The following is a 21,373-nucleotide window of genomic DNA, read 5'->3' on the forward strand; positions in this document are numbered from 1 at the left end:
GGCTTGTTTCATCCAGCGGGTTGACGGAGAGGCAATACCAAGCCCGGTAGGGACACCGGGCTCCACCTTTTCGAACAGAACCTAGGGCAGTTTTCAGCTTCTAGATCTACAGGAAGCATTACCTCAATGAGAGGTTCCATGCGCCCCTAATTGGCATTCAACCATACTCCCCAAAAGAAAATTTTGAAATAACTACATTTTTTTCCCGATGTTAATGCGTCGTTAACATTCAATATGCTAAAACTAATGCAGACTGTTCGACATAAGCTGAGACGAAGCGATGCATCATTTGCTAAGGATCAGTTTACAAGAATAGCTAGCAGTAGTAGGAAACACATGTCCGTAATAGCGTGACAGACGCGCCCCTTTAGCAGGGGGGCGCGTTATTTTTGCCCAAGTGCGCCGATTGGCCTCAAACACGAGCTTGCCTGATCGGCCTCATCCGTGTCTAGTCGCACGTAACTGCGCCGCAAACCACACTCGCACCTGCGGCGCCCATCCTTCTCCTAAATGCTGAAGATTATCAAAAGCCTTTGGCTCGGCTGCGCCCTGATAGTGGCGGCATCCGCGCTGCTCCTCTACTCAGACTTAGACTCCCGCGAATCCGGGGATTCCGACATTGGCGCCACAACGAAACGGGTCGCCATCCTACAGCACGCCTCTCAAGAAGTCTTAGACGACGGACGCCAGGGCATGCTCGCCGGTCTGCGCAAGCGCGGATGGATTGAAGGCGAGAACCTCGAAGTCAAAGTCTTCAACGCTCAGGGTGACATGCCCACCGCCCACACGATGGCCGCCGCGATGGTCGGTGGCGGCTACGACCTCTTGCTTTCCATCAGCACGCCATCGCTGCAAGCTGTCGCCAACGCCAACACCGATGGCGACACGCCGCATGTCTTCGGCTTGGTCACCGATCCCTCCGCCACCGGAGTGGGCATCAGCGCGGACAACCCGCTCGACCACCCCCCTTACATGGCAGGCTACGGCACGATGCAGCCGGTCGAGCGCGCCTTTGACATTGTTCGGCAAATGAACCCATCGATCAAAAGGATTGGCGTGGTTTACAACGCATCGGAAGCCAACTCCATCAAGCAAATCGAAATTGCCCGCGCCGTTTGCGATGGGCTCGGCATCAAGTTGGAAGAAGCCATGGCGGAAAACTCAACCGCCGTAGGCGAAGCGACTGCCGCTTTGGTTGCCCGCGGCGTTGAGGCAATTTGGGTTCCTGGCGATGTAACCGTGATCGTCGCCATGGACGTGCTCGTTGGGGCAGCGGGCAATGTGCCGGTCTTCACCGTCATTCCGCCAAATGTCGAGCGTGGCGCATTGTTCGACATCGGCGCCAACTACCGCATGGTTGGCGAGCACACTGGACTCCTCGCTGGCGACATTCTCAATGGCCGCGACCCCGCCTCCGTGGAGATCGTCAATTACATGCCCGAGTTGCTCATGATCAACGCACAGGCCCTGAACAAAGCCAAGGGTAAGTGGAAAATTCCCGCCGAGCTCAAAGACAATGCGCAGCTCTACATCGACAAGGACGGCAAACGCACGGAGAAACAACCCGCCGACGCCACCCAGTATTCCGCCCAACCGGGAAAACAATACAAGATCGCCCTCGCCTATTATGCGCCCGAGGAAAGTTGGGAACGTTGCGTGCATGGGCTTTTTGACGGCCTCAGGGAGCTTGGATTTGTGGAAGATAAAAACCTCGAAGTGAAGCGGGCTCACGCCCAGGCGGAGATGGTCAACATCCGCCCGATGCTCCTGAACTTCGATAGTTCAGACGTGGATGTCATCGTTACCTTCACCACGCCAGTGCTCCAGTCCGCCAGCACCGCGGTGGAAAAGCACCCAGTCGTCTTTACTTACGTAACCGATCCCATTGCCGCAGGCGCGGGCAAAAGCTTCACGGAGCATAATCCCAACCTTACGGGCGTTGGGTCCATGCCGCCGCTCGAAGACACCGTCAACCTGACCACATTGCTCCTGCCCCGCGTCAAGCGCATTGGCACGCTCTACAACAGCGGCGAAGCCAATTCCGTCAAAGAAGTCACGGTGCTCGAAGCAGAATTGAAAAAGAAGGGCATCGAGCTGGTCGCCGTCACCGCAGGCAACAGCAATGAAGTCATCCAAGCCATTCAAGCGCTCGTGGGGCGCAACATCGACGCCGTCTATTTGCCCAGCGACAACACCGTCTACCAGGCCTTTCAACCCGTCGCGGAAATCGTCGCCGAAGCCGACCTGCCCCTCATCAATGGCGACCCCAGCGTCGACGGTCCCATCCTCTCCGTCGGCCCCGGCTACTACTACAGCGGCTATGGCGCCGCGCCACTCCTGGCCCGCGTGCTGCTGGGCGAAGACCCGGCGGACATTCCCATGGAGAACATTTCCGTCAACAATGCGCGCTTCAATGAAGCCGTCGCCAAACGCCTCGGCATCCCGGTCTCCGACAAATTCCTGCAGGCGATGAAGCAAGCGCAGGCGCAGATGACTCAGGGACAGGACCAGGAATATGTGAACCCTAACCCCAGCGGCAAAAAATGGGAAATAACTATTTTCTCCTATGTTGAGTCGCCCCCATTTGAAGAGGCCTACGAGGGCATTCTCGACGCCCTGAAGCAAAGTGATCTTCAGGAAGGCAAAGACTACGAGATCACCTTTAAGTCCGCCCAGGGCGACATTGCCGCGCTCAATGGCATCGTCGACACCGCGCTCACCGACCGCGCAGATATGATTGTCGCTCTCTCCACCCCAGGTCTGCAAACCGCCATGCGCAAGACAGAAAAAACGCCCATCGTTTTTGGCGTGGTTTCTGACCCGATCATCGCTGGCGCCGGCAAGAGCTTCACTGACCACCAACCCAACGTAACGGGCGTCTCAGTCGCCCTGCCCGACCAGGAAATGCTCGATGTGCTGCAAAAATATTTTCCACAATACAAACGCATCGGCACGCTCTTCTGCCCCAACGAAGCCAACAGTGAAAACTCTAAAAGACTCTTCACCGCGGCCTGTCAGGAACGTGGACTTGAGCTGGTCACCGTCGCCGTAAACAGCTCCTCCGAACTCAGTGACGCAGCGCTCGCGCTCATGAGCAAAAAAATCGACGCCGTCGTGCAGATCCCCGACAATCTTTCCTCGGCTGGCTTCACAGCGATCTCCGCCGCAGCGCGCAAAACACAAATGCCGCTGCTCAGCATGAACAGCGTGACCGTCGAATATGGCGCCGCTTACGCCATGGGCCGTGATTACTACGAGGCTGGTTTTGAAACCGGCAAGACGATGATGCAAGTCATCGGCGGAGAAAGCACCGCCGAGATTCCCTTCCGCGTCTCACCTCAAATCGTCTCAGCCGCCAGCGAGAAAAACGCCGAACAACTCGGCATGACAATTCCCCCCGCCCTCCTGAAAACTGTCGGCAAAATTCAAGACTAACGCGCCATGCAAATTGAAACAATCAAGGACGGCAGTCTCACCCTGCTCAAACTCGATGGCCGCTTCGACGCCAGTTGGTGCGAACACTTGAGTTCCGTGTTTGACGAAACCATTCGCCGCGGCGAGCACCATGTGCAGCTGGATTTGGCGGATGTGCATTACCTGAGCTCCGCTGGCATACGCTTATTGCTCAAGACCTTCAAACAGCTCAAAGCCATCGAAGGGAGCTTTCACATCGTCAACCCTTCGGACAACGTCGCCAATGTGCTGCGCCTGGCCGGGCTCCAGCCATTACTGGCAGAGGTCGCCCAACCGCAAGCGGCTGGCGCCGCAGTCAGCAGTTGCGAGTCTGACTCCGCACAATTCGAAATACATGGCGCAACACCGCCTGCCGCCGTGAAGGTCTCTTCATTTGGCGACGAGTCAGCACTCACCGCTGGGGCTGGCCAACTGCATGATTTTGAATCACCTGCATTCCTCATTGGCGTCGGCGCCATCGGGCGTAATTCGGTGGATAACCATGATCGTCTGGGCGAGCTGATCGCGGTCGCAGGCAATGTCGCCTACCAACCGACGGATGGCGCCAAGCAACCAGACTTCATGGTGACGCATGGCGACCTAAAAGCCGACGCCCAGACAATCTCCGCCATTGCCGCCGACGCGCTGCCGACAGGTCTTGCGCGCTTCGAGGCCCAAGGCGACCATGGAGTGATCGGCATGGCCGAATTGGCCGAGCAAATACTTTGCATCGCAAAGTCAGACGCGGCGATTCTCGTTGCGATGACCGAGACCGCTGGGCTGATTGGAACGACTCTGCAAAAGTCCCCGATTGCCGCTGGCGGCGATGATCGCTTTCGTTTTCCTGCGGTTCGCGATTGGCTTTCCTTCAGCGCAGACCGCATCCACCGCGATTCGACCACACTGGTCGTTGGCGTTATCGCCCGCCCAGGCTCGCCGATTGAGCCGCTACTGCGACCGCTCGACGCCAAGAGCGCCATCCTCGGCCATTTCCATGCCGCCGTCTTCCCCTATCACCCATTGCAAAAAGGCAAAGTCGACCTGACCGACATCGTGGAAGAGGCTTTTGAAAACCGAGGCATCCAGGCCGTGCTTCACTTGCTCGCCGATTTACGCCCCGTCATCGGTGCGGGCGAAAGTCAATTCTACCGCGGCGCCTGTTGGTATGCGCCCGCACAATTTTAATTTCGCAACACCGCAATGACTCTCCTACTCGGTTCACTCACCATCGGCCTCATCCTCGCCCTGCTGGCGATGGGCGTGTATGTGTCGTTTCGTATTTTCGACATTCCGGACATCACGACGGACGGCTCCATCACCCTTGGCGCCGCCACGGCGGCGATCCTCATTGTCAATGGGACACACCCAATCCTCGCAACCCTCGCCGGCGCACTGGCAGGCGCGGCGGCGGGCGCCATAACGGGCATTCTGCACACGAAGTTTAAAATCGACGCGCTGCTTGCCGGCATCCTCGTGATGACCGCGCTTTATTCAGTCAACCTCCACGTGATGGGCCGAAGCAATGTGCCGCTCCTGCAGACGAGCAACGTCACCGATTACGGAGCGGACCTTGGCAATGCCTTAGTCGGTGAAGAAGACATGGACCTCTTCGGCTGGGAAACTGACACGGCGGATTTCTTCGTGATGGTGCTCGCTGGCGGCTTTGTTTGCTTCATCGGCGGCCTGCTTTACTGGTTCTTCCGCACCAACGTCGGCACTGCGATGCGGGCCACCGGCAACAACCCACAGATGATCCGCGCGCTGGGCGCCAATGTGGAACGTTATGTGGTGTTCGGCCTCGCCGTTTCCAACGGCCTCGTGGCGCTGGCGGGCGCCATCCTCGCCCAATACCAGGGCTTCGCCGACGCGCAAATGGGCATCGGCATGATCGTGTGGGGGCTGGCGAGTGTGATCATCGGCGAGGCGCTCGTGGGCGCACGCAGCCTGGGGCTCACCATCATTGGCGCGGTCATGGGGTCCGTGCTCTTCCGCTTACTTGTGGCCATCGCCCTACGCTGGGGCCTCAATCCCAATGACCTCAAGCTCATCACTGCGGTGTTTGTTTTCGCCGCCCTCGTGCTGCCTGGCTTCATCAAGAAGCTGAAGCCCAACAAACCATCGGCCACTTAAACTTTGCACTACAAAGCTATGCTCGAAATAAAAGGCATTCGCAAAACATTCAACGCCGGAACGGTAAACGAGGTGCGGGCGCTGCAAGGCGTTGACCTGACTATTGACGAAGGTTCCTTCGTCGTGGTCCTCGGCATGAACGGCTCTGGCAAATCAACGCTGCTCAACGCAGTGGCTGGCTCATTCTTTGTCGACCAGGGCAAGATCAGCATCGCTGGAAAAAACGTAACGAAATGGCCGGAGCATCGCCGGGCGCAACTGATTGGCCGCGTGTTTCAAAACCCCTTCAGCGGGACCGCGCCGGATATGTCGATTGCCGAGAATTTCGCCATGGCCGCCATGCGTGGCAAAAAGCGTGGTCTTGGCTGGGCGCTCTCGCCGGAGTTGATGGACACTCTGCGGGACAAAGTAATCACCTTGAAAATGGGGCTCGAAGATCGTCTTGAAAACGCCATCGGTTCCTTATCCGGCGGGCAACGCCAAGCGCTGACCTTGCTCATGGCCACCTGGCTCAAGCCATCGATGCTCCTGCTCGATGAGCACACCGCCGCCCTCGACCCCAAGAGCGCACACCAAGTCATCACCTTGACGGACGAGGTCGTGAAGCGCGATAAACTGACCACGCTCATGGTTACCCACTCCATGCAGCAGGCCGTCAACCTCGGCGACCGCATCATCATGATGAACAAAGGCAGGATCGCTTATGATTTTTCCGGCCCCGAAAAGAAACGTCTACGCACGGAAGACCTGCTCGATTGCTTCGAGGAAATTCGCCGCCGCGAACAACTAGATGAAAGCACTGCCGCCATGCTCGAAGCACAGTACGTGTAACGCAGTCCCAAGCGCGCGCAAACGCTATTCATCGGCAGGGGGCGGAGGCGACCCCGGAGCTGACACGAGTTCAACCCGATAGAATGTCGCCTCGCCATCCGGTTCGACCTCAAAGACATTGCTCGGCGGAGCGCCGGTTATCACATCTGAAATCGGCGTGAACTCCACCAAATCAGTGGATTCGAAAACGACGTAATAGCGGTCCAGCGCGGAGCGCCAACTGATCGTCGCGCCAACATCACCCAGCGTAAACCCACTGAGAGCGAAGTAGCTCTGATTGTCGTCAGGCAGCGTGCCAGCACGTAGCTCCATCAGATTGCTGAATAGATCGCCATCGTCATCGGCGTCGGCTTCCATCGAAGTCGTATCGCCCACGTAGTCATACTCGTACCAGTCGGACAAACCATCCTCATCCATATCCCGGCCAGGCGGGAGGGCGCCGCCACGCACACAACGGGCAAAATTAAAAATGCGAACCGCATCCCCCTGAGGAGCCATGGCAGAATAGTAGCCATCAGGCGCGTAATCGTAGTCGGTCAGCTCGCCCGTTTTAGGGTCGCTCCGCTGTGCGCCAGCCCCATGAACATCGAGCCAAGCGCCATTGTAATACCCCATCCCTCGACCAAAGCAGAAGTAGACTGCATTGACAGCGGGTTGCTGAGGCGATGGGACGAGAAACGTCGTGCTCGACCAATACCACGGGTAGTCTGTCTGACCTGCTTCATTGCTTATCGCGGTCGAGGTAAAGAGCGGGTCGATTGCCGGCGACCCAGTCACATCCGGCGCACGGCTATAGTCGATGATGCTCTGCAATTCCTTGGCGTTAGGCAGGCGCCAATCCCGGTAGCCCGCAGTTTCAGAGGCCATGCCATAAGCCAGGGCGTCCTCCCAAATCAGGCCGACGCCACTGTCCGCTTTTTCCCACATGAGGCCAGTCGCACGGTCCGTGATCGTGCCATCGCCGTTATCGACAAACTGATTTACACCGTATTGCGGATTACCACGCACTGGCAGCACATAGAAAGCCAAGTCCGCCGGGTAGCCCTTCACACGGCCATCCGCCAGGTTTAGTCCAAAGAACGCCTCTTCATCCTCAAAGACGGTGGATACGTATTGGGTCGCGGTCATGTATTGCGCATCGATGCGGCGTTCACCGTTGGTCTCATCCCCATAAGCAAAGGCAAAGTAATCCGTGTTGATAAACGGTCGCACGCCACCGGGCGTATCGCCGCTGGCGTCAACGCCGGTGAAATCAATCAGCGAGTAAATTTCCTTCATCGTCGGCACGCGCCAATCGCTATACCCCCCATAGACGTCGTTGTTGAGTGAGTCGATGTAAAGCGCTGCCTCCGCAATCGTGAGCTTGTCGTTGGCATTGATTTCACCATCCCGGTTGGTGTCGGTGGTCTGAAGCCAGGTCAGGCGAGTCACGTTATCGTAAACCGTTAGGCCGTCGCCGTTGAGCGAGTACAGCGGCTGATTGCCCGTAAATTGTCCATCCTGCCCTAGAAACGGGTTTCCAGGCGATGGCTGGTTAATGGGGTCCCGCTCCCCGTAGGTATCCGTTTGGTTCGTGTCGACAATGGCATAGGGCGGCAAGTATCGATCGGTGAACAAAGTCAGCACGGCAAGATTGGTCTCCACGAAGCCAAACGCATTGGTGATCACACAATAATATTGGCCACCGCTGGTTTCCTCAACGGGTTCGACAACTAGCTCAGCATTCACGGCTCCATCGATCTCATCGCCTTGGTGAAACCACTGGTAGGTGACGGCGACATTGGACGTAACGGCGCAGTTGAAGACGGCTGACCGCCCCAGTGGCGCCGTCAGCGATTGCGGGTGCTGCGTCACCACCGGCGGAGACTCCGCATCCGTCACGGTAAATACGCCGACGCCCGTGTAGGTAATCGAACCCATTGGCGTTTCGAAGGCGACCATTACGTCATACTCACCGGGTGAGATATCGTCCGGGATATCAAAAGTCGCCGCTACATGGTTTCGGTTATCCCGGTAATAATCCACCCCAACCAACTCGCCAATCGTCACGCTGAGAGGCAAATTTTCCGTTCGGGGTGGCTGAGGCGTATTCGACATAGTAATATCGACCGTCACCCCACTCACGCCGACATCGGCAGAAGCTGGCGACACGCTGGTCACCACCGGCTGGGCTACCAACCAGCTCGCGAGCGCGATATACAGGAAAAAAAAGCGAATAGTAGATTGAAACATACGCATCATGATGGAAACAAAACCTATAATACCAAAAGAATAGTTAATATTAGATTAAGAACCCTTAATGGAGCAGTGCCCTTGACATCAGCATTACGTTCGAAGAGGCCCTAAAATTATAGGGTTAATAATCCAGATAAATTCGCCGCGAACACCCAACATTAAGGAATTGTTAATCTTCCGCATGTTATTATGCTAGCATGGTAAAACTTGGGGCATTGAAAATTTTAGTTATAGAAGACGACTTCGACGTGAGGAACGGCTTGGTTCAAACTTTAACCGAGGAAAACTTCAGCGTGGACGCAGTCGATAACGGTCCTGAAGGCCTTTACCGCGCGCAGGAGTGGGATTACGACGTGGTGGTCCTCGACGTCATGCTGCCCGAAATGAGCGGCTGGAGCATTCTGGAAAAGCTGCGGCGCAAGAAGGCCACCCCGGTGCTCATGCTCACTGCGCTGGCGGACATCGACGACCGCGTCAAAGGCCTGAACAGCGGGGCCGATGATTACTTGGTCAAACCCTACAACGACCGGGAGCTGCTCGCCCGCGTCCGGGCGTTGTCCCGGCGATCCATGGGCCTGGCGGAAAACCAGATCGAGTTGGGCCGCGTGTTCATCGACATTGCTGACCAAAGCGTATTCCTCGACGGCGAGCCCATCCGCTTAACCGCAGCTCAGTATAAACTCGTGGCTTACATGGCCCGGCGCGCTGGCACCGTCGTATCCCGCAACGAGCTTTCCGAAGCCATCAGCGGCGAGAACGACGAAACCATGTCCAACGTGATCGACGTGCAGGTGCACCACGTCAGGCGCAAGCTCGGCAAAGACTTTCTCCAAAATCGCCGTGGCCTCGGCTACATAGTCCCCAAGCCCTAGCACTGCACCTCCCATGGCGATTTCGCTCAAATGGAAAATCCAGCTCTGGCATGCGCTGATTCTGGGAGTGGTGCTCATCGTGCTGGGCACTGGATTCTACTTCTACGAAAAGTCGCGCCGACAGTCCCAGATCGATCAGGAGCTCGACCAGAATGTTCCCCCTTTAATTGGAGCAGCTGCGAACGAATCTCGTGGCCCAAGAGGAGAACAGCGCATGAGAGGCGCAGACCAGAGGCCCCGCCCTTTGGCGCAGGGCCCAGCTTACCGCGAAGGCGCCTCCAACACGGAATCGCCCCCCTGGGAATCGTTGCGCAATTTTCATCTGCCCGATGGCTTCTACGCCACCCTGATTGACAGGCGCACGGGCACTGTCAGATACCAGTCGTCAAACTATCCAAGCATGCTTTTGCCGGAAGTGCCGAATGGCGGCTACGTATTTCGCACCCGAGATGGAACCAAGCGTGAGCTCTTTCATTCGCACCCGTTTTACACCGTGGTGATTGGAACCGACCTCGCCGTTTTTCATTCCGGATTGACCATGCTGATCTGGCAAATCGTCGGCGCGACCTTGCTCATTTTTGGTTTGGGCCTCGTGGTCGGGTATTTCCTGATCAACCGCGCGCTCAAACCCCTGCAGGACATCGAAGTGACCGCCGAAAAAATTGCCCGCGGCGAGCTTCATGAGCGAATCCCCACCCCCAATAAAGGGCAGTCCTCTGAAATCATTGAACTGACCAACCACCTCAATGAGACCTTTGCCCAACTCGAAGCGCTCGTCGATCGACAGGTGCGCTTCACCGCCGACGCCTCACACGAGCTGCGCACGCCACTCACCGCACTGATGGCCCAAATTGCGCTCGGACTCAAGCGCACCCGCACAACCGAAGAATACACGCGCCTCTTCGAGGTCTGCCAACGCTCCGGCCAGCGCATTCAACGCATCACCGAGCAATTAATCGAGCTGTCGAAATTTGATTCCGGCCGAGTTGATTTGGACTATGAAGAGCTGCCGCTCGGCGGCATGTTGATGGAGCTGACGGAAGAGCTGCAAGCCTACGTGAAGGACCGGGGCAGTGAACTGAAAACGGACCTCTCCGCAGGCGTCATTCGCTGCGATCCATTCCGACTGGAGCAGGTCATTACCAACCTCGTCAACAATGCGATCCAGCACAACATCCGCCCCATCACCATTACCCTGCGTGGCTGGTTCGATGGACCAACCGCGATCATCGAAGTCAGTGACGATGGCAAGGGCATCCAACCGGAAAACCTCGATAAGCTATTCGACCGATTCTTTCAGGAAAGCGTGTCTCACACCACTCGCCATAACAATGTCGGATTAGGCTTGGCCATTTCCTCAGCCATCGTCGAAGCGCATGGCGGCAGATTATCCGCCGCCAGCCAACCTGATGTAAAGACCACCTTCCGCATCACTTTGCCGCAAGTCATTCCCCCTGGTAATGTAACCCAGCAATTCCCCACCACGGCGACAATCGCCTACTCCGGCACATCTGCATCAGCGGCAACTTAGAGCACTTTTCATCTAGATTGGCCGAAAATCACTGCGGCCTGATCGGCCAATCTAGATGAAAAGTGCTCTAGGATAACTAAACCTCTTCGAGGGTGTCTTAAAATTGGATGACCGGCGCCGAGGGGGGCCGGGGGGGGTAAATCCGCCTCAAATCGATATCAAAGAACATTGCCCTACCCGCCCGCTCGCCGGGACGAGGCGCAGGTGGGACGCAGGCGGCTCAGGGGCCGCCGGCCGGAGCGATGGATGACTCCATTGCTCACACGTCGACGCAGCGCTGACCAGGCTGGCATAGGGCGTCATGCAAAGGGTGGGTCGGGAAAAGCTGGGCGTCGCGGACTGGTTGCTGTCACCAAGTCAGCCCGCGAATGAGCCCGTTAACCCGTCACACAATGCACGCGGCCCGAATGGCCCCGCATGGCGTCGACTGGGATACCTCAGCAGCGGTAGCTAAGGCGGATGTTGGGGGGAGGGGGAGTTCATGGGGTTGAAAGTTCGAATGTTTGGAGGTTTGGAGGTTCGAAAGTTGGAGGGGTAGGAATGTAGGTAATGTGAGTAAGGTGGGTAGAGTGGGTAAGGTTTGGGGAGTTGAGAGTTAAGGATTGAGGGTCAGGAGGCGTGATGAATTAGCACAGGCGTCTCGCCTGTGTCCCGATTCCCAACTTGCTGAATACACAGGCGGGACGCCTATACTACGGCGATGTGCATGGCACAGCGAGATGGGGTAGAGCACAGGCGGGACGCCTATGCTACGTCCGGGGCAACGCCTAAAAAGTGATCAATACAACACTAATCACTCAACACGCTGCGCCAAACAAAAAGTGAACACACGTGCATTTTATTAGTGAGTAGCTTTCACTAATAATCCACGCTGGTCATCAACGACTTACGCACGTAAAACTGGCGCTCCAACCAACAGCGAGGTATGCCAACCATAGCGCATTCACCGATCCGGTTCTTGGAAAACACGACCTCATGTGGCGACCACGAAGTATGGTTCATTATTCTTCCTGTTTATAGGTGGAGCCTGGTGTCCCGACCAGGCTTTATTGCCACACAGTAAACAGGATGAAACAGCCCGGTCGGGACACCGGGCTCCACCTTTTCGAACAAACTCTAGGTGCGCCTGGACATTCAGCTTTCAGAGAATTTTAGCCCAACGCCGCTAAAAACTCGCCCAGTCCAAGGGCGATTGCGTTTTGAGACACTCCCTAAACGGCGCGCTTAGCACAAGTAGAATCGCGCCGATCCACCAACAGCTTGCCCATGGCGTCCAGCGCCGCATCGAGCGACGGCATGTAGGGATGCCAAAGGCGCTCCCACTCCAAACTGACCGGCCCGGCGAAGCGATCTCGCGCCAAACGATCCAGCAACGGCATGAGCGGGAACTCTCCTTCGCCCGGCAACACATAGGTATACGGGTGCCGCGCGCTTGCCCGGCTGATGCTGTCCTTCACGTGGATATGAGTCGTCCACTGGCGGACGAACTCCCAAGTCGCCAGCGGGTCGGAGCCCGCTTTTTTCCAGGTGTGGTGTGAATCCCACAGCAGGCCAATGTGTTGGTGGCCGCGTGAAAAAAGCAGGGCAATGTTCTCCGGGCTCAGCAACGAATCATGCGTCTCAATCGCCAAGCTGAAGCACCAGTCGTTCGCTTCGCGCAGCGCCTCCCAGGCATCCAGCCAGCGCCAAACGCCATCCCAACCAACGGATGCATCCAGCGCGCCGTCAAACACGCGCAAGCTGACCGCGCCAAAGTGCTCCAACAGCGGAGCGAAGGCTGTAATTTCACGCGCCGCTTCCTCAAAAGGCTGCGAGAGCTTGGCGGAGGAATTAAAGCCCGCGATGGCCACATCATTCCCGCCCAATAGTTTCTCCGCTCGCTCATCCAGCCAGCGGGCCTCAGCAGCGTGAGCAGGTATGTCGATCTGGTCGCCCACTGCGCGCAGCTCGATCTGCCCCACGCCATGTTCACGGGCAAGCGCCGCGATTTCCGGCAAAGTCAACTCCTGGCACCCCATGCTCGAAAAACACCAGGCCAGAGGCGACACATCAGATAGCTTAGTTTTCACGACCGCTCCATTGTTGCTCAGTGATCTGCTTAACTTGGTCGAAGCTCCGCGAGTCGGTATGCCCATCCACGTAAAGGACGTTCATCAGGCTGCCCGGTTGACGAAAATCGAGATCCGCAGTGTCATCTTCCGACTGAACGGATACATTGGACTGAAACTGCGACCACACCACCGAAGACCGGCAACTGGCGTAAGTCGTGCCATTTTGTTTCGCATCCACCAACAGGTATGTATCGGCCGGAGACGCGATGGTGGATAGGCTACGTTGCACATCACTCGGTGCGCGCTTGCCATTTTGCACCCCCCACATGGCGTCGGTCGCCGCGTAGGTCAGCGACATGTCGTCGTCGTCAAACAACTCACCGCCAGAGGTGTAATACTCGGCATTCGGGCAGATGAAGACAACGTGCCCTTTCGATGTCAGGCTGCTGCCCTGCTGGGGCAGATAGTCACGCAACTGTTTGTGCCATTGCTGGTCGCCCGTCACTTGATCTTCGGGGTCAGGGTGCGCCTCATTCCAGTCGTCCTTTTTGATCGTGGCGTAGGGCAAGAAGTTATTATTTTCCGAGCGGTAGAGCGCCACCGCCGAGCCGATGCTCCGCAGGTTGCTGATGCCCTCAGCCATACGCGCTTTCTCTCGGACAGAACCAACGACTGGCACCAGGATGGCCGCCAAAATGCCAATGACCGCTACAACGGTAAGCAACTCGATCAGGGTAAAGCCGGGGTAGGTTTTTTTATAATGTTTCATTCTGTTGTGCGTTGATGGATTCCTTAAAAGGGGTAGCGGGCAGGCCAGCCTCGTTGTAAAGGTCGACCTTGGGAAACCCAGTCCAGGCGTAGCGAACAGCCGTGGCCTGATCAACGTCTGGACTGGAGATTACGACGGTATTGCCCGAAAGGCGAGCCTGACCGACATGGAAATTTCCATCAGCGCCAGCCACCTCAAAGCCCGGCAAATCGCCGCCGTCTTTATCCACAAGCTGCCCGGCGCCGGTGCCGAATTCGACAATGACTTTGCCGCCATCAGCCGTCACGCGCCTCGGCTCAGGCCCATGATAGGGAATGTCCTGCCCATAAACTTTCGCCAGAGCAACGCGCGACAAGCGCTCGCCGACCGGCTGCTTGTTGCGGGGGTGGATGTCATCGGCCTCGCCCACATCGATCGCCAGCGCCAAGCCGTTGTTGCCCTCCTGCGACACGCGGCGCTGGATTTCACGAATTTCCGGGTAGTTCTCATCGACGCCTTTCTTGCCCTCAAATCCAGCCAACTGCACAATGATGAATGGCATGTCCGGCTCATCCCAACCCGCGCGCCAATCCGCAATCAAGTCGCGTAAAAAACGGTCGTAGTCCCAATGCTTCCAGGAATCGGATTCACCCTGATACCAAATGACGCCCGCCACGGGATACTGAAAGAGCGGCGCGAGCATGGCGTTGTAATAGCCCGTGGGTTGGCGCTTCGTCGGATCGCGCGGCTTCTCCGCATCGGGGTTTGTTTTCACGGCTTCCTTGTAAGCCTTCATGAGGTCTGGGTACTCAGCTCGCTCGCGCTCATAGCGCTCGAAATAAGACTCCGATGCTGGGTTTGCTTCCAGGACTTCGCGGCTCGTCCAGTTGTTGGCCAGCGTGCCCCCAACCGTCGACATGATCAGCCCAATCGGGATGTCCGCCTTGGGTTGCAGCGCTTCACCAAAGAAATAACCGACCGCCGAGAAGCCGCCCACCGTGTAGGGATTGCAGGGCAACCAGGCGCCCTGTACGCTGTCTTGCGGTTCATCCGCCGCTGCGCGCTTAACCGTGAACAAGCGCAAGTTCTCGTTCGCGGCGTTCTTCACCTTGGCTTCGTAATCCGTGGTGCGGTTGACCGGCCAATACATATTGGACTGCCCAGTGCAAACCCACACGTCACCGACCAAGAGCTTATCAACAATCTGCGTCTCCTCGCCCGAGCGCACCGTCAGCGTGTAAGGGCCGCCAGCATCCTTGGCTGGAAACTCGATCACCCAATGGCCATCAGCGTCCGCAGTAGCGGTTAAATCTTCACCCGCAAACTCAGCATTGATCTTGGCGCCGGGGTCACTCTCGCCCCAGACCTTGATCGGCGCCTGACGCTGCAGAACGGCGTTGTCACCGATCAACGGGTTTAAGATCAGCTTAGACTCGGCGCTCACGCAGAGCAGACAAGTCAGCAACGGAAGGGATAGGATGTTTCTCATTGGGTTAAAGTTTCAGTTTCCGGCTGTGCGCCAGGAGGATAACACTCAAGCAGTTGGCACTCGTCACTCGATTCGAGGCTTAGCTCTTTCAGACCATGCGGTATCAGCACCCGGTCATATAGGCCGAGTTCCTCGGTCCAGCCATCAGGACCGCCCAAGCGGCAGGAGCCCTGCACCACAATTGCAATGCTATAGGACTCAACACTGCGCCGCACTCGACCAGACCAACTGGTTTTGCAGACCTGAAAACAGTCCGTATGCGCAGGTCCGATTAAGCGCTCACGGCGCGCTAACTTTGTCTCGCAAAGTAACTCTGCGGCGCAAAGGTAATTTTCGCGAACGTAGTCCACGCTTTTCTCGCGCAGGTCAAACATATCAAGTGCGAAGTCAAGGCCACGGCCCATAAAACGGTCCTTCTCGGGGAGAACAAAATTTCCACGCTTGAACTCAAAGCGCGCCACCCAGTCCGAAGGCTCCAGAATCTCCACCAACAGCACCCCCGCGCCCAGCGCGTGGGACACGCCGCCGGGCACCGTGATCACATCTCCCGGCTTGACCGGAATCGCGTCGAAGCAATCACGAATCGCATCGATATCCTGCCGCTCGATCATGGCCTTCAGCGCCTCCCTGGTCGGCGGGCGCTGGAAACCGACGTAAACCTCGCCCTCTGCCCCAGGCCTGACGGCGAGCACATAATAAGCCTCGAACTTGCCGTATCGGCTGTTTAGTCTTTTCAGCGAAAACTCTTTGCTTGGATGACACTGGAAATGCAAACGCTCGGCCGAATCAATGTACTTAACCAGAAATTCCGGCTGAGCGCCATAGTGCGACACATGCTCACGGCCAAAGAAAAATTCAGGAGCTCCGGCAAACAATTCATCGAGCTTGATGCACTCATCGCCGATCTGAACGGACGCAACGCCTTCGCCATCCCGCGCGTGTTCAGCAGGGTTAATCGCACGCACCGCCGAGCCAATCCAATCTTCCGGGTAGTGCGCATCGGTCGGCGTGGCAACGCCAGCCGCCTCATCCAACAAGCGTCCACCTCGATAGGAACGCCAAACACGGTTGGCTCCCAAACGAAGTGGCATGGCGGGAATCGTAATTTGTGGGGTGGACATGGGTAGTTTTCTCTTGCGCCTATGTTTTTAATATTTATTAAATCCTTCTGTCAAGCGACAAAATCCCCGTGAATTCTTCATTTTCTACCTACGACCTCATCGTCCTGGGCGCTTATTTCGCCTTCATGCTGCTGATCGGCTGGGTCTTCCGCCGAGCAGTCAACAACACCAGCGATTACTTTCGCGGCGGCGGCAGTATGCTGTGGTGGATGGCGGGCAGCTCCGCCTTTATGACGCAGTTTAGCGCATGGACATTTACCGGAGCCGCCGCCAAAGCTTACGAGGACGGCGCGATTATTCTGGCGCTCTACTTCGCCAACGGCCTTGGGTTTCTGGGCAACTATCTGGTCACCGCTGGCAAATTTCGGCAAACGCGCGTCATCACTGCGGTCGAGGCGATTCGTCGCCGCTTCGGCAAGGTGAATGAGCAGGTCTTCACGTGGCTACAGATACCACTAGGCACCATTTACGCCGGCATTTGGCTGAATGCGCTAGGCTTGTTTTTCGCCGCCGTCTTCGGGTTCGACGTGAATACGACCATAATCCTAACTGGTGCTGCAGTCTTGGCCGTAAGCCTGTTTGGCGGCGCCTGGGCAGTCTCGGCGAGTGACTTTATCCAAGTCGTGGTGCTCATGCTGATCACCGTTGTCGCGGCCATTTTCACCTTGAGCAAGCTAGGCGGGCTTGAAGGTTTTTTCGCATCGGTTCCGCTATCCGGAAAAAGTGGCGGCGTAGAAATCCGCTCCAATATTATCTATATTTGGATCATCGCCATCATCATCAAGCAGGTGGTCAACGTAAACAATCTGCTCGACTCATCCCGCTACCTCAGCGCGCGTAACACCCGAGAGGCGCGCAAGGCGGCCCTGCTGGCCACGGTGCTCTTTTTCATTGGCCCGGTCATTTGGTTTATCCCGCCGATGGCGGCATCTTCGCTCATTCCAGACATGTCCGCAGTGTTCCCCAATCTTGAGAAGCCGGACGAAGTGGCCTACGTCGCGATCTGCCTGGAAGTGCTGCCAGTCGGGATGATGGGCATGCTCGCCTCCGGCATGTTCGCCGCAACCATGTCGTCAATGGACAGCGGCCTTAATCGCAATGCAGGCATCTTCGTTCGCAATTTTTATTACTCCGTTTGTCGCCCCCATGCGGACGAGAAAGAACTGATGCTGGCGGGTAAAGTAACCACGATAACCCTGGGCATACTCATCATCCTGATCGCCCTCGGCCTGAACTTACTCAAAAGCATGTCGCTGTTCGACATCATGCTGCAATTTGGAACGTTGGTCGCCATGCCGTTGATCATCCCCGCCATGCTCGCAGTGTTCGTGCGGCGCTCGCCCGACTGGGCCGCGTGGTCCGCGATCATACTTGGCCTAGTGAATTCCCTGGCGGTGAAAATGCTCATGACCCAGCCTCGGCTTGAGCAGTTCATCGGTGGAGATCTCACCGGACGCGAAATGAGCGACATCATTCTGATTGTCGGCGTACTCAGCAACCTTGCCGTCGGCATTGGCTGGTTCTTCTTCGCCACTGCAATCGACAAACGCCTGTCCACAAAGCGCGAGCAGGAGATCCAGTCATTCTTTGAAGACGTAGACCAACCCGTACTTGAAGGCGATCGGGACGCTGGCCAGGACGACCCAAGCCTTCAAGTAAAACTCATCAGTCGGGTGGCGCTGGCCTATGGCGGATTCATGCTCGTCATGGCCTTGATTCCCAACCCCTGGACCGGCCGCCTGGCGTTTATCTTCTGCGGCGGCTCGCTCATCATAATCGCGCAACTGCTTAAGCGGGGCGCGAAGTCATTTACTTTGCAACACAAAGCGTCAACGGCAACTACCGCCACGCAGGACCAGACTTCTGCTTAATATATTCAGCACGCTCGCGGATCGCATCTGAGTCCACATTTGCGGCGTTCAATGGCTCAATGGCAAAGCCCTCAACAGATCCGGAAGCCCAGGGAATATCCACAGAAGACGCCGGAGTAAACGCCACGTTTCCTTCTAATGAAATGCCTGGCTCCGCTCCACTGAAATACTGAAACACTGGCCTATCGCCAACAATAACATTATCCGTGATGGACACCGACTGAGGCGGCACGTCATTTACTTTTCCATGCTTCGCCTTACGTCCATGCATTGCGCCAACCACCATTGGTGAACGACATCCAATGATCACGTTGGCGCGAACATGCGCATTCGTCACCGGGGTATACTCGTTAATCAGGCCACCATTCACGCCATCCGTCAGGACCACCGCGCCACGCGTGCCTTCGCCATCTAGATCGAGAAACGCATTGGCTACAACAAAGTGGTCAGGGCCAATAATGCGCACGCCACTCTCTTCCGCATCGTTGTCCGGATTTCCGATGAAGATATTATCCGCAACAAGGCAACCGAAGCCATGCCGCAATGTAAGTTGCCCGGCACACTCAACGAATGCATTGCCGAGATAGGTATTGTTGCCGGACTTGTTGGAGATGATCTCAATTTCCCCATTGCAGCGCTCAAAGTAATTACGCTCCACTCGACACAACGCACGCTGCATCGATGTTTTACTGTCGCCAATACGAATAATCTCCCAGCCGTTCGTCGTCCCTCCCGCCAAGGCGCCATCGCCGCGATTGGCAAAGTAGTTATGATCGATCTGGTGATGCGCGGGCAATGGGTTCGCCGATTCATCGAGATAAACCGTCATTAAATTATCATGAGAACGCTTTCCGGAAAAATAACAGTGATCCACGCGATTATACTGCCCGTACAACACCACCCACTTGGATTTATTGAGAACCGGAGGCCCTGCCTCAGACTCTTCGATGACGACATCTGTTAAGCGCGTAAAGTTCGCCGAGTCGTTATTGGCGCCGCGGAAAGCGATTACTTTGTCCGGCAAAGCCTCATCGCACGTCGCTTGAAAATGAAACCCGGACACCACCGCGTAGTCAGCACCGATGCGCAGTTGGCTTCCGCCCGTAAAAACAACGCCTCCAGCAGTCTCCGCGCGAAAAGTCACCACTTGCCCGGGACGGCCATCAACACCGGTTAGATCGATGCTCACCTTGGCGTATTCGCCATTACTCCAAACGATTTCATCGCCGGGGGCGACTGCATCGGCAGCGATCAGTTGCGCCAGTTCACCCGACGATGAGATGGTATGCACCGCCGCGCCCAAGGCTTGGGCGGACAGCAACAGTAACGACAGAGAGGCAACGTTTTTCATAGAGTCTGGATATTCAGATACAGCGATGCCGCCCGGCCAATGAGGAACCCTCACCTTCAGCCGGGCAGCATCATCCTAATCGTAGGATTATTCCCCCAAAAATCTACATTATTTGCGACGACGCTTCAGCGCAACGAGGCCGAGTATCGCGGCGCCCGCGAGCAGCGCATAGGTGCTGGGCTCAGGAACAACCGTCGACACCAGATAATTATCGAACGTGTAGTCGATGCCCGTGTGGCTGGTAAAGGAGTCGATGCCAAAACGACCTAGGTTGTTGTCGCCCGACAAAGCCGCATTCACCAGACCATCGAGACGCACCAGTGAATCATCCAAATAAACTGCAAATGTATTCGCAGCCAAAGTAGAGGCGGCTCCATCTGGCGCCGTATAGTCCAAGCTATCGGTGTCTGAGTCGTTGATGAAAAGATCGAAAGCGTAGGCCTGTCCAACCGTTAAATTGACAGGCGTATTGCCTTCGCTCCCCACAACGCGGAAAATGCCGTCGCTGCCAAAACGAATTTCCAGGAAAATATTGGCGCTCGTATTCAACGTCGCAGCAGTTGACGCATCATACGCGCCGACCCCAAAACGACCGTAGCTTCCAGTTACTCCCAGATCTGACTGCCAAGCGAAATCAAAACTGATTTGAACCGCAGATTGCTGACTCGCGGTATCGGCGACAAAATTATTTTCAAAAACGAAGGCGCCGCCGCTTCCAGATTCATTGTCAAAAAGCTCAACGCCATTGCCTGCGCCGCCACCAGCGCCATTGCCTGCGTTTGCCACCACTTCCGCAAACACCGTAGCGCTGTTGGTCGATGGGCGAACTGCGGTTCCAGTGGGTTTATCGCCAGGGGTTTGACCTTCGAAGTTTTCGGAGAATAGGATTTGTCCAGAAACAGTGCCTGCACAAGCCAGGCCCGCGATTGATGAGATGAGTAATGCTTTTTTCATGGGTATATGAGGGTTTGGGATAATCTAATTTTTGGGTGAAAGTTAGCTGCGCTTAAGCGAGAGATCGCCGATGTAGAACTCTGAAATTTCAGTCTTCGTGTCCGTCGTGATCATGATCGTATCGATCGGGTGGGCGCTTGGCTCAGTAGTGCTGTGAATCAAGTGCCGACCAGAGGTGTCGTTAATGTAGACGTCGATTTTCTCGCCCGCGTCCGTTGCATCGAACTCGATGTCGAAGCTCATGATTTCCGGGCCAGAAACTTTGACAGGCAACTTCTGCCGGTTGCCGTTGGCGCCGACGTAAATATTACCCGATCCTTCAAGCGACTTAAATTCAACGATGTTGCATTCGCTTTTATCCAGCTCGCTGTAGCGCAGATAGATGCCCACCGTCGCATCTGGATTGGGAAAGAAAACGCGAAATGAGAGAACGCCCCGACTGACCGACGGCACGTCCATCTGCATGTAGACCTTTTCGACGCCGTCATAATCTTTGATGTAAACCCAGTTCTTGGAGGAATCATTTTCCGGAGCCTTGGCAAGGATAGCTGTCTGCTCGCCCCTGGCGCGAGTCTGCCAAGGTTCACCGATGGCCGTGCCAGGCGCCAGCTGGTCGAAACCAGATGATTGCAGCAAATTATCCGCATTCGAGCTCAAGGGCAAAGCGAAGAGCGAAATCAAAATTGAAGCGATTGGGGTAAGCTTTTTCGTTGACATTGGAGCGATTAATAAAAAT

16 protein-coding genes are annotated in these 21,373 nt (G+C 56.3%); 7 read left to right on the top strand and 9 right to left on the bottom strand.

What is annotated here, in order from left to right; all coding sequences use genetic code 11:
* The first annotated feature begins 510 nt into the window (after positions 1-510).
* From RBB63_RS01535 to RBB63_RS01550, 4 genes are read left to right on the top strand one after another with little or no spacing between them, the layout of a single operon-like run.
* Positions 511-3,435, top strand: a complete 2,925-nt coding sequence (locus RBB63_RS01535) for an ABC transporter substrate-binding protein (protein ID WP_309380400.1) — start codon at positions 511-513, stop codon at positions 3,433-3,435.
* A 6-nt stretch (positions 3,436-3,441) separates the two neighbouring features.
* On the top strand, positions 3,442-4,638 hold the full coding sequence (locus tag RBB63_RS01540; RefSeq protein ID WP_309380402.1) for an STAS domain-containing protein: 1,197 nt from the start codon (positions 3,442-3,444) through the stop codon (positions 4,636-4,638).
* Between the two features lie 15 nt (positions 4,639-4,653).
* A complete protein-coding gene (locus RBB63_RS01545) occupies positions 4,654-5,583 on the top strand; it encodes an ABC transporter permease (RefSeq protein WP_309380404.1) in 930 nt (309 codons plus the stop codon).
* Positions 5,584-5,601: 18 nt separating this feature from the next.
* Complete coding sequence (locus RBB63_RS01550) at positions 5,602-6,414, top strand: ABC transporter ATP-binding protein (RefSeq protein ID WP_309380406.1); 813 nt, start codon at positions 5,602-5,604, stop codon at positions 6,412-6,414.
* A 24-nt stretch (positions 6,415-6,438) separates the two neighbouring features.
* Here RBB63_RS01550 and RBB63_RS01555 read toward each other — a convergent pair whose 3' ends face one another.
* Positions 6,439-8,646, bottom strand: coding sequence for an Lcl domain-containing protein (locus tag RBB63_RS01555; protein WP_309380408.1), 2,208 nt, complete (start codon positions 8,644-8,646; stop codon positions 6,439-6,441).
* A gap of 218 nt (positions 8,647-8,864) precedes the next feature.
* On the opposite strand from RBB63_RS01555, the gene RBB63_RS01560 reads away from it, so the two are divergent.
* Together RBB63_RS01560 and RBB63_RS01565 are read left to right on the top strand one after the other, a co-directional pair.
* Positions 8,865-9,521 (top strand): response regulator transcription factor, encoded by a 657-nt coding sequence (locus RBB63_RS01560; protein ID WP_309380410.1) that lies wholly within the window; start codon positions 8,865-8,867, stop codon positions 9,519-9,521.
* A gap of 13 nt (positions 9,522-9,534) precedes the next feature.
* Positions 9,535-11,052, top strand: a complete 1,518-nt coding sequence (locus RBB63_RS01565) for a sensor histidine kinase (RefSeq protein ID WP_309380412.1) — start codon at positions 9,535-9,537, stop codon at positions 11,050-11,052.
* An 858-nt stretch (positions 11,053-11,910) separates the two neighbouring features.
* On the opposite strand, the gene RBB63_RS01570 is transcribed toward RBB63_RS01565, so the two are convergent.
* From RBB63_RS01570 to RBB63_RS01590, 5 genes are all read right to left on the bottom strand, one after another.
* Positions 11,911-12,054, bottom strand: a complete 144-nt coding sequence (locus RBB63_RS01570) for a hypothetical protein (RefSeq protein WP_309380414.1) — start codon at positions 12,052-12,054, stop codon at positions 11,911-11,913.
* 209 nt (positions 12,055-12,263) lie between these two features.
* Positions 12,264-13,121, bottom strand: coding sequence for a sugar phosphate isomerase/epimerase family protein (locus RBB63_RS01575; protein ID WP_309380416.1), 858 nt, complete (start codon positions 13,119-13,121; stop codon positions 12,264-12,266).
* A complete protein-coding gene (locus RBB63_RS01580) occupies positions 13,111-13,872 on the bottom strand; it encodes a type II secretion system protein (protein ID WP_309380418.1) in 762 nt (253 codons plus the stop codon). Before RBB63_RS01580 ends, RBB63_RS01575 begins: the two co-directional genes overlap by 11 nt.
* Positions 13,859-15,340 (bottom strand): sialate O-acetylesterase, encoded by a 1,482-nt coding sequence (locus tag RBB63_RS01585; protein WP_309380420.1) that lies wholly within the window; start codon positions 15,338-15,340, stop codon positions 13,859-13,861. Before RBB63_RS01585 ends, RBB63_RS01580 begins: the two co-directional genes overlap by 14 nt.
* Positions 15,337-16,461, bottom strand: a complete 1,125-nt coding sequence (locus RBB63_RS01590; protein ID WP_309380422.1) for a class I mannose-6-phosphate isomerase — start codon at positions 16,459-16,461, stop codon at positions 15,337-15,339. Before RBB63_RS01590 ends, RBB63_RS01585 begins: the two co-directional genes overlap by 4 nt.
* Positions 16,462-16,529: 68 nt before the next feature.
* Here RBB63_RS01590 and RBB63_RS01595 point away from each other — a divergent pair, with 68 nt between their 5' ends.
* Positions 16,530-18,332, top strand: a complete 1,803-nt coding sequence (locus RBB63_RS01595; RefSeq protein WP_309380424.1) for a sodium:solute symporter family transporter — start codon at positions 16,530-16,532, stop codon at positions 18,330-18,332.
* Here RBB63_RS01595 and RBB63_RS01600 read toward each other — a convergent pair.
* The 3 genes from RBB63_RS01600 to RBB63_RS01610 all read right to left on the bottom strand — a co-directional run bounded on the left by RBB63_RS01600 (position 18,301) and on the right by RBB63_RS01610 (position 21,354).
* Positions 18,301-19,683 (bottom strand): polysaccharide lyase 6 family protein, encoded by a 1,383-nt coding sequence (locus RBB63_RS01600; RefSeq protein ID WP_309380426.1) that lies wholly within the window; start codon positions 19,681-19,683, stop codon positions 18,301-18,303. The genes RBB63_RS01595 and RBB63_RS01600 overlap by 32 nt on opposite strands.
* A gap of 108 nt (positions 19,684-19,791) precedes the next feature.
* Positions 19,792-20,637 carry a PEP-CTERM sorting domain-containing protein gene (locus tag RBB63_RS01605; RefSeq protein ID WP_309380427.1) on the bottom strand — a complete coding sequence of 282 codons (846 nt, stop codon included), beginning with the start codon at positions 20,635-20,637 and terminating at the stop codon, positions 19,792-19,794.
* A 42-nt stretch (positions 20,638-20,679) separates the two neighbouring features.
* Positions 20,680-21,354: a hypothetical protein gene (locus tag RBB63_RS01610; RefSeq protein WP_309380429.1), complete on the bottom strand. Its 675-nt coding sequence runs from the start codon at positions 21,352-21,354 to the stop codon at positions 20,680-20,682.
* Positions 21,355-21,373 lie beyond the last annotated feature (19 nt).

Origin of the sequence: Cerasicoccus frondis (assembly GCA_031296915.1) — a bacterium.
Classification (GTDB): domain Bacteria; phylum Verrucomicrobiota; class Verrucomicrobiia; order Opitutales; family Cerasicoccaceae; genus Cerasicoccus; species Cerasicoccus frondis.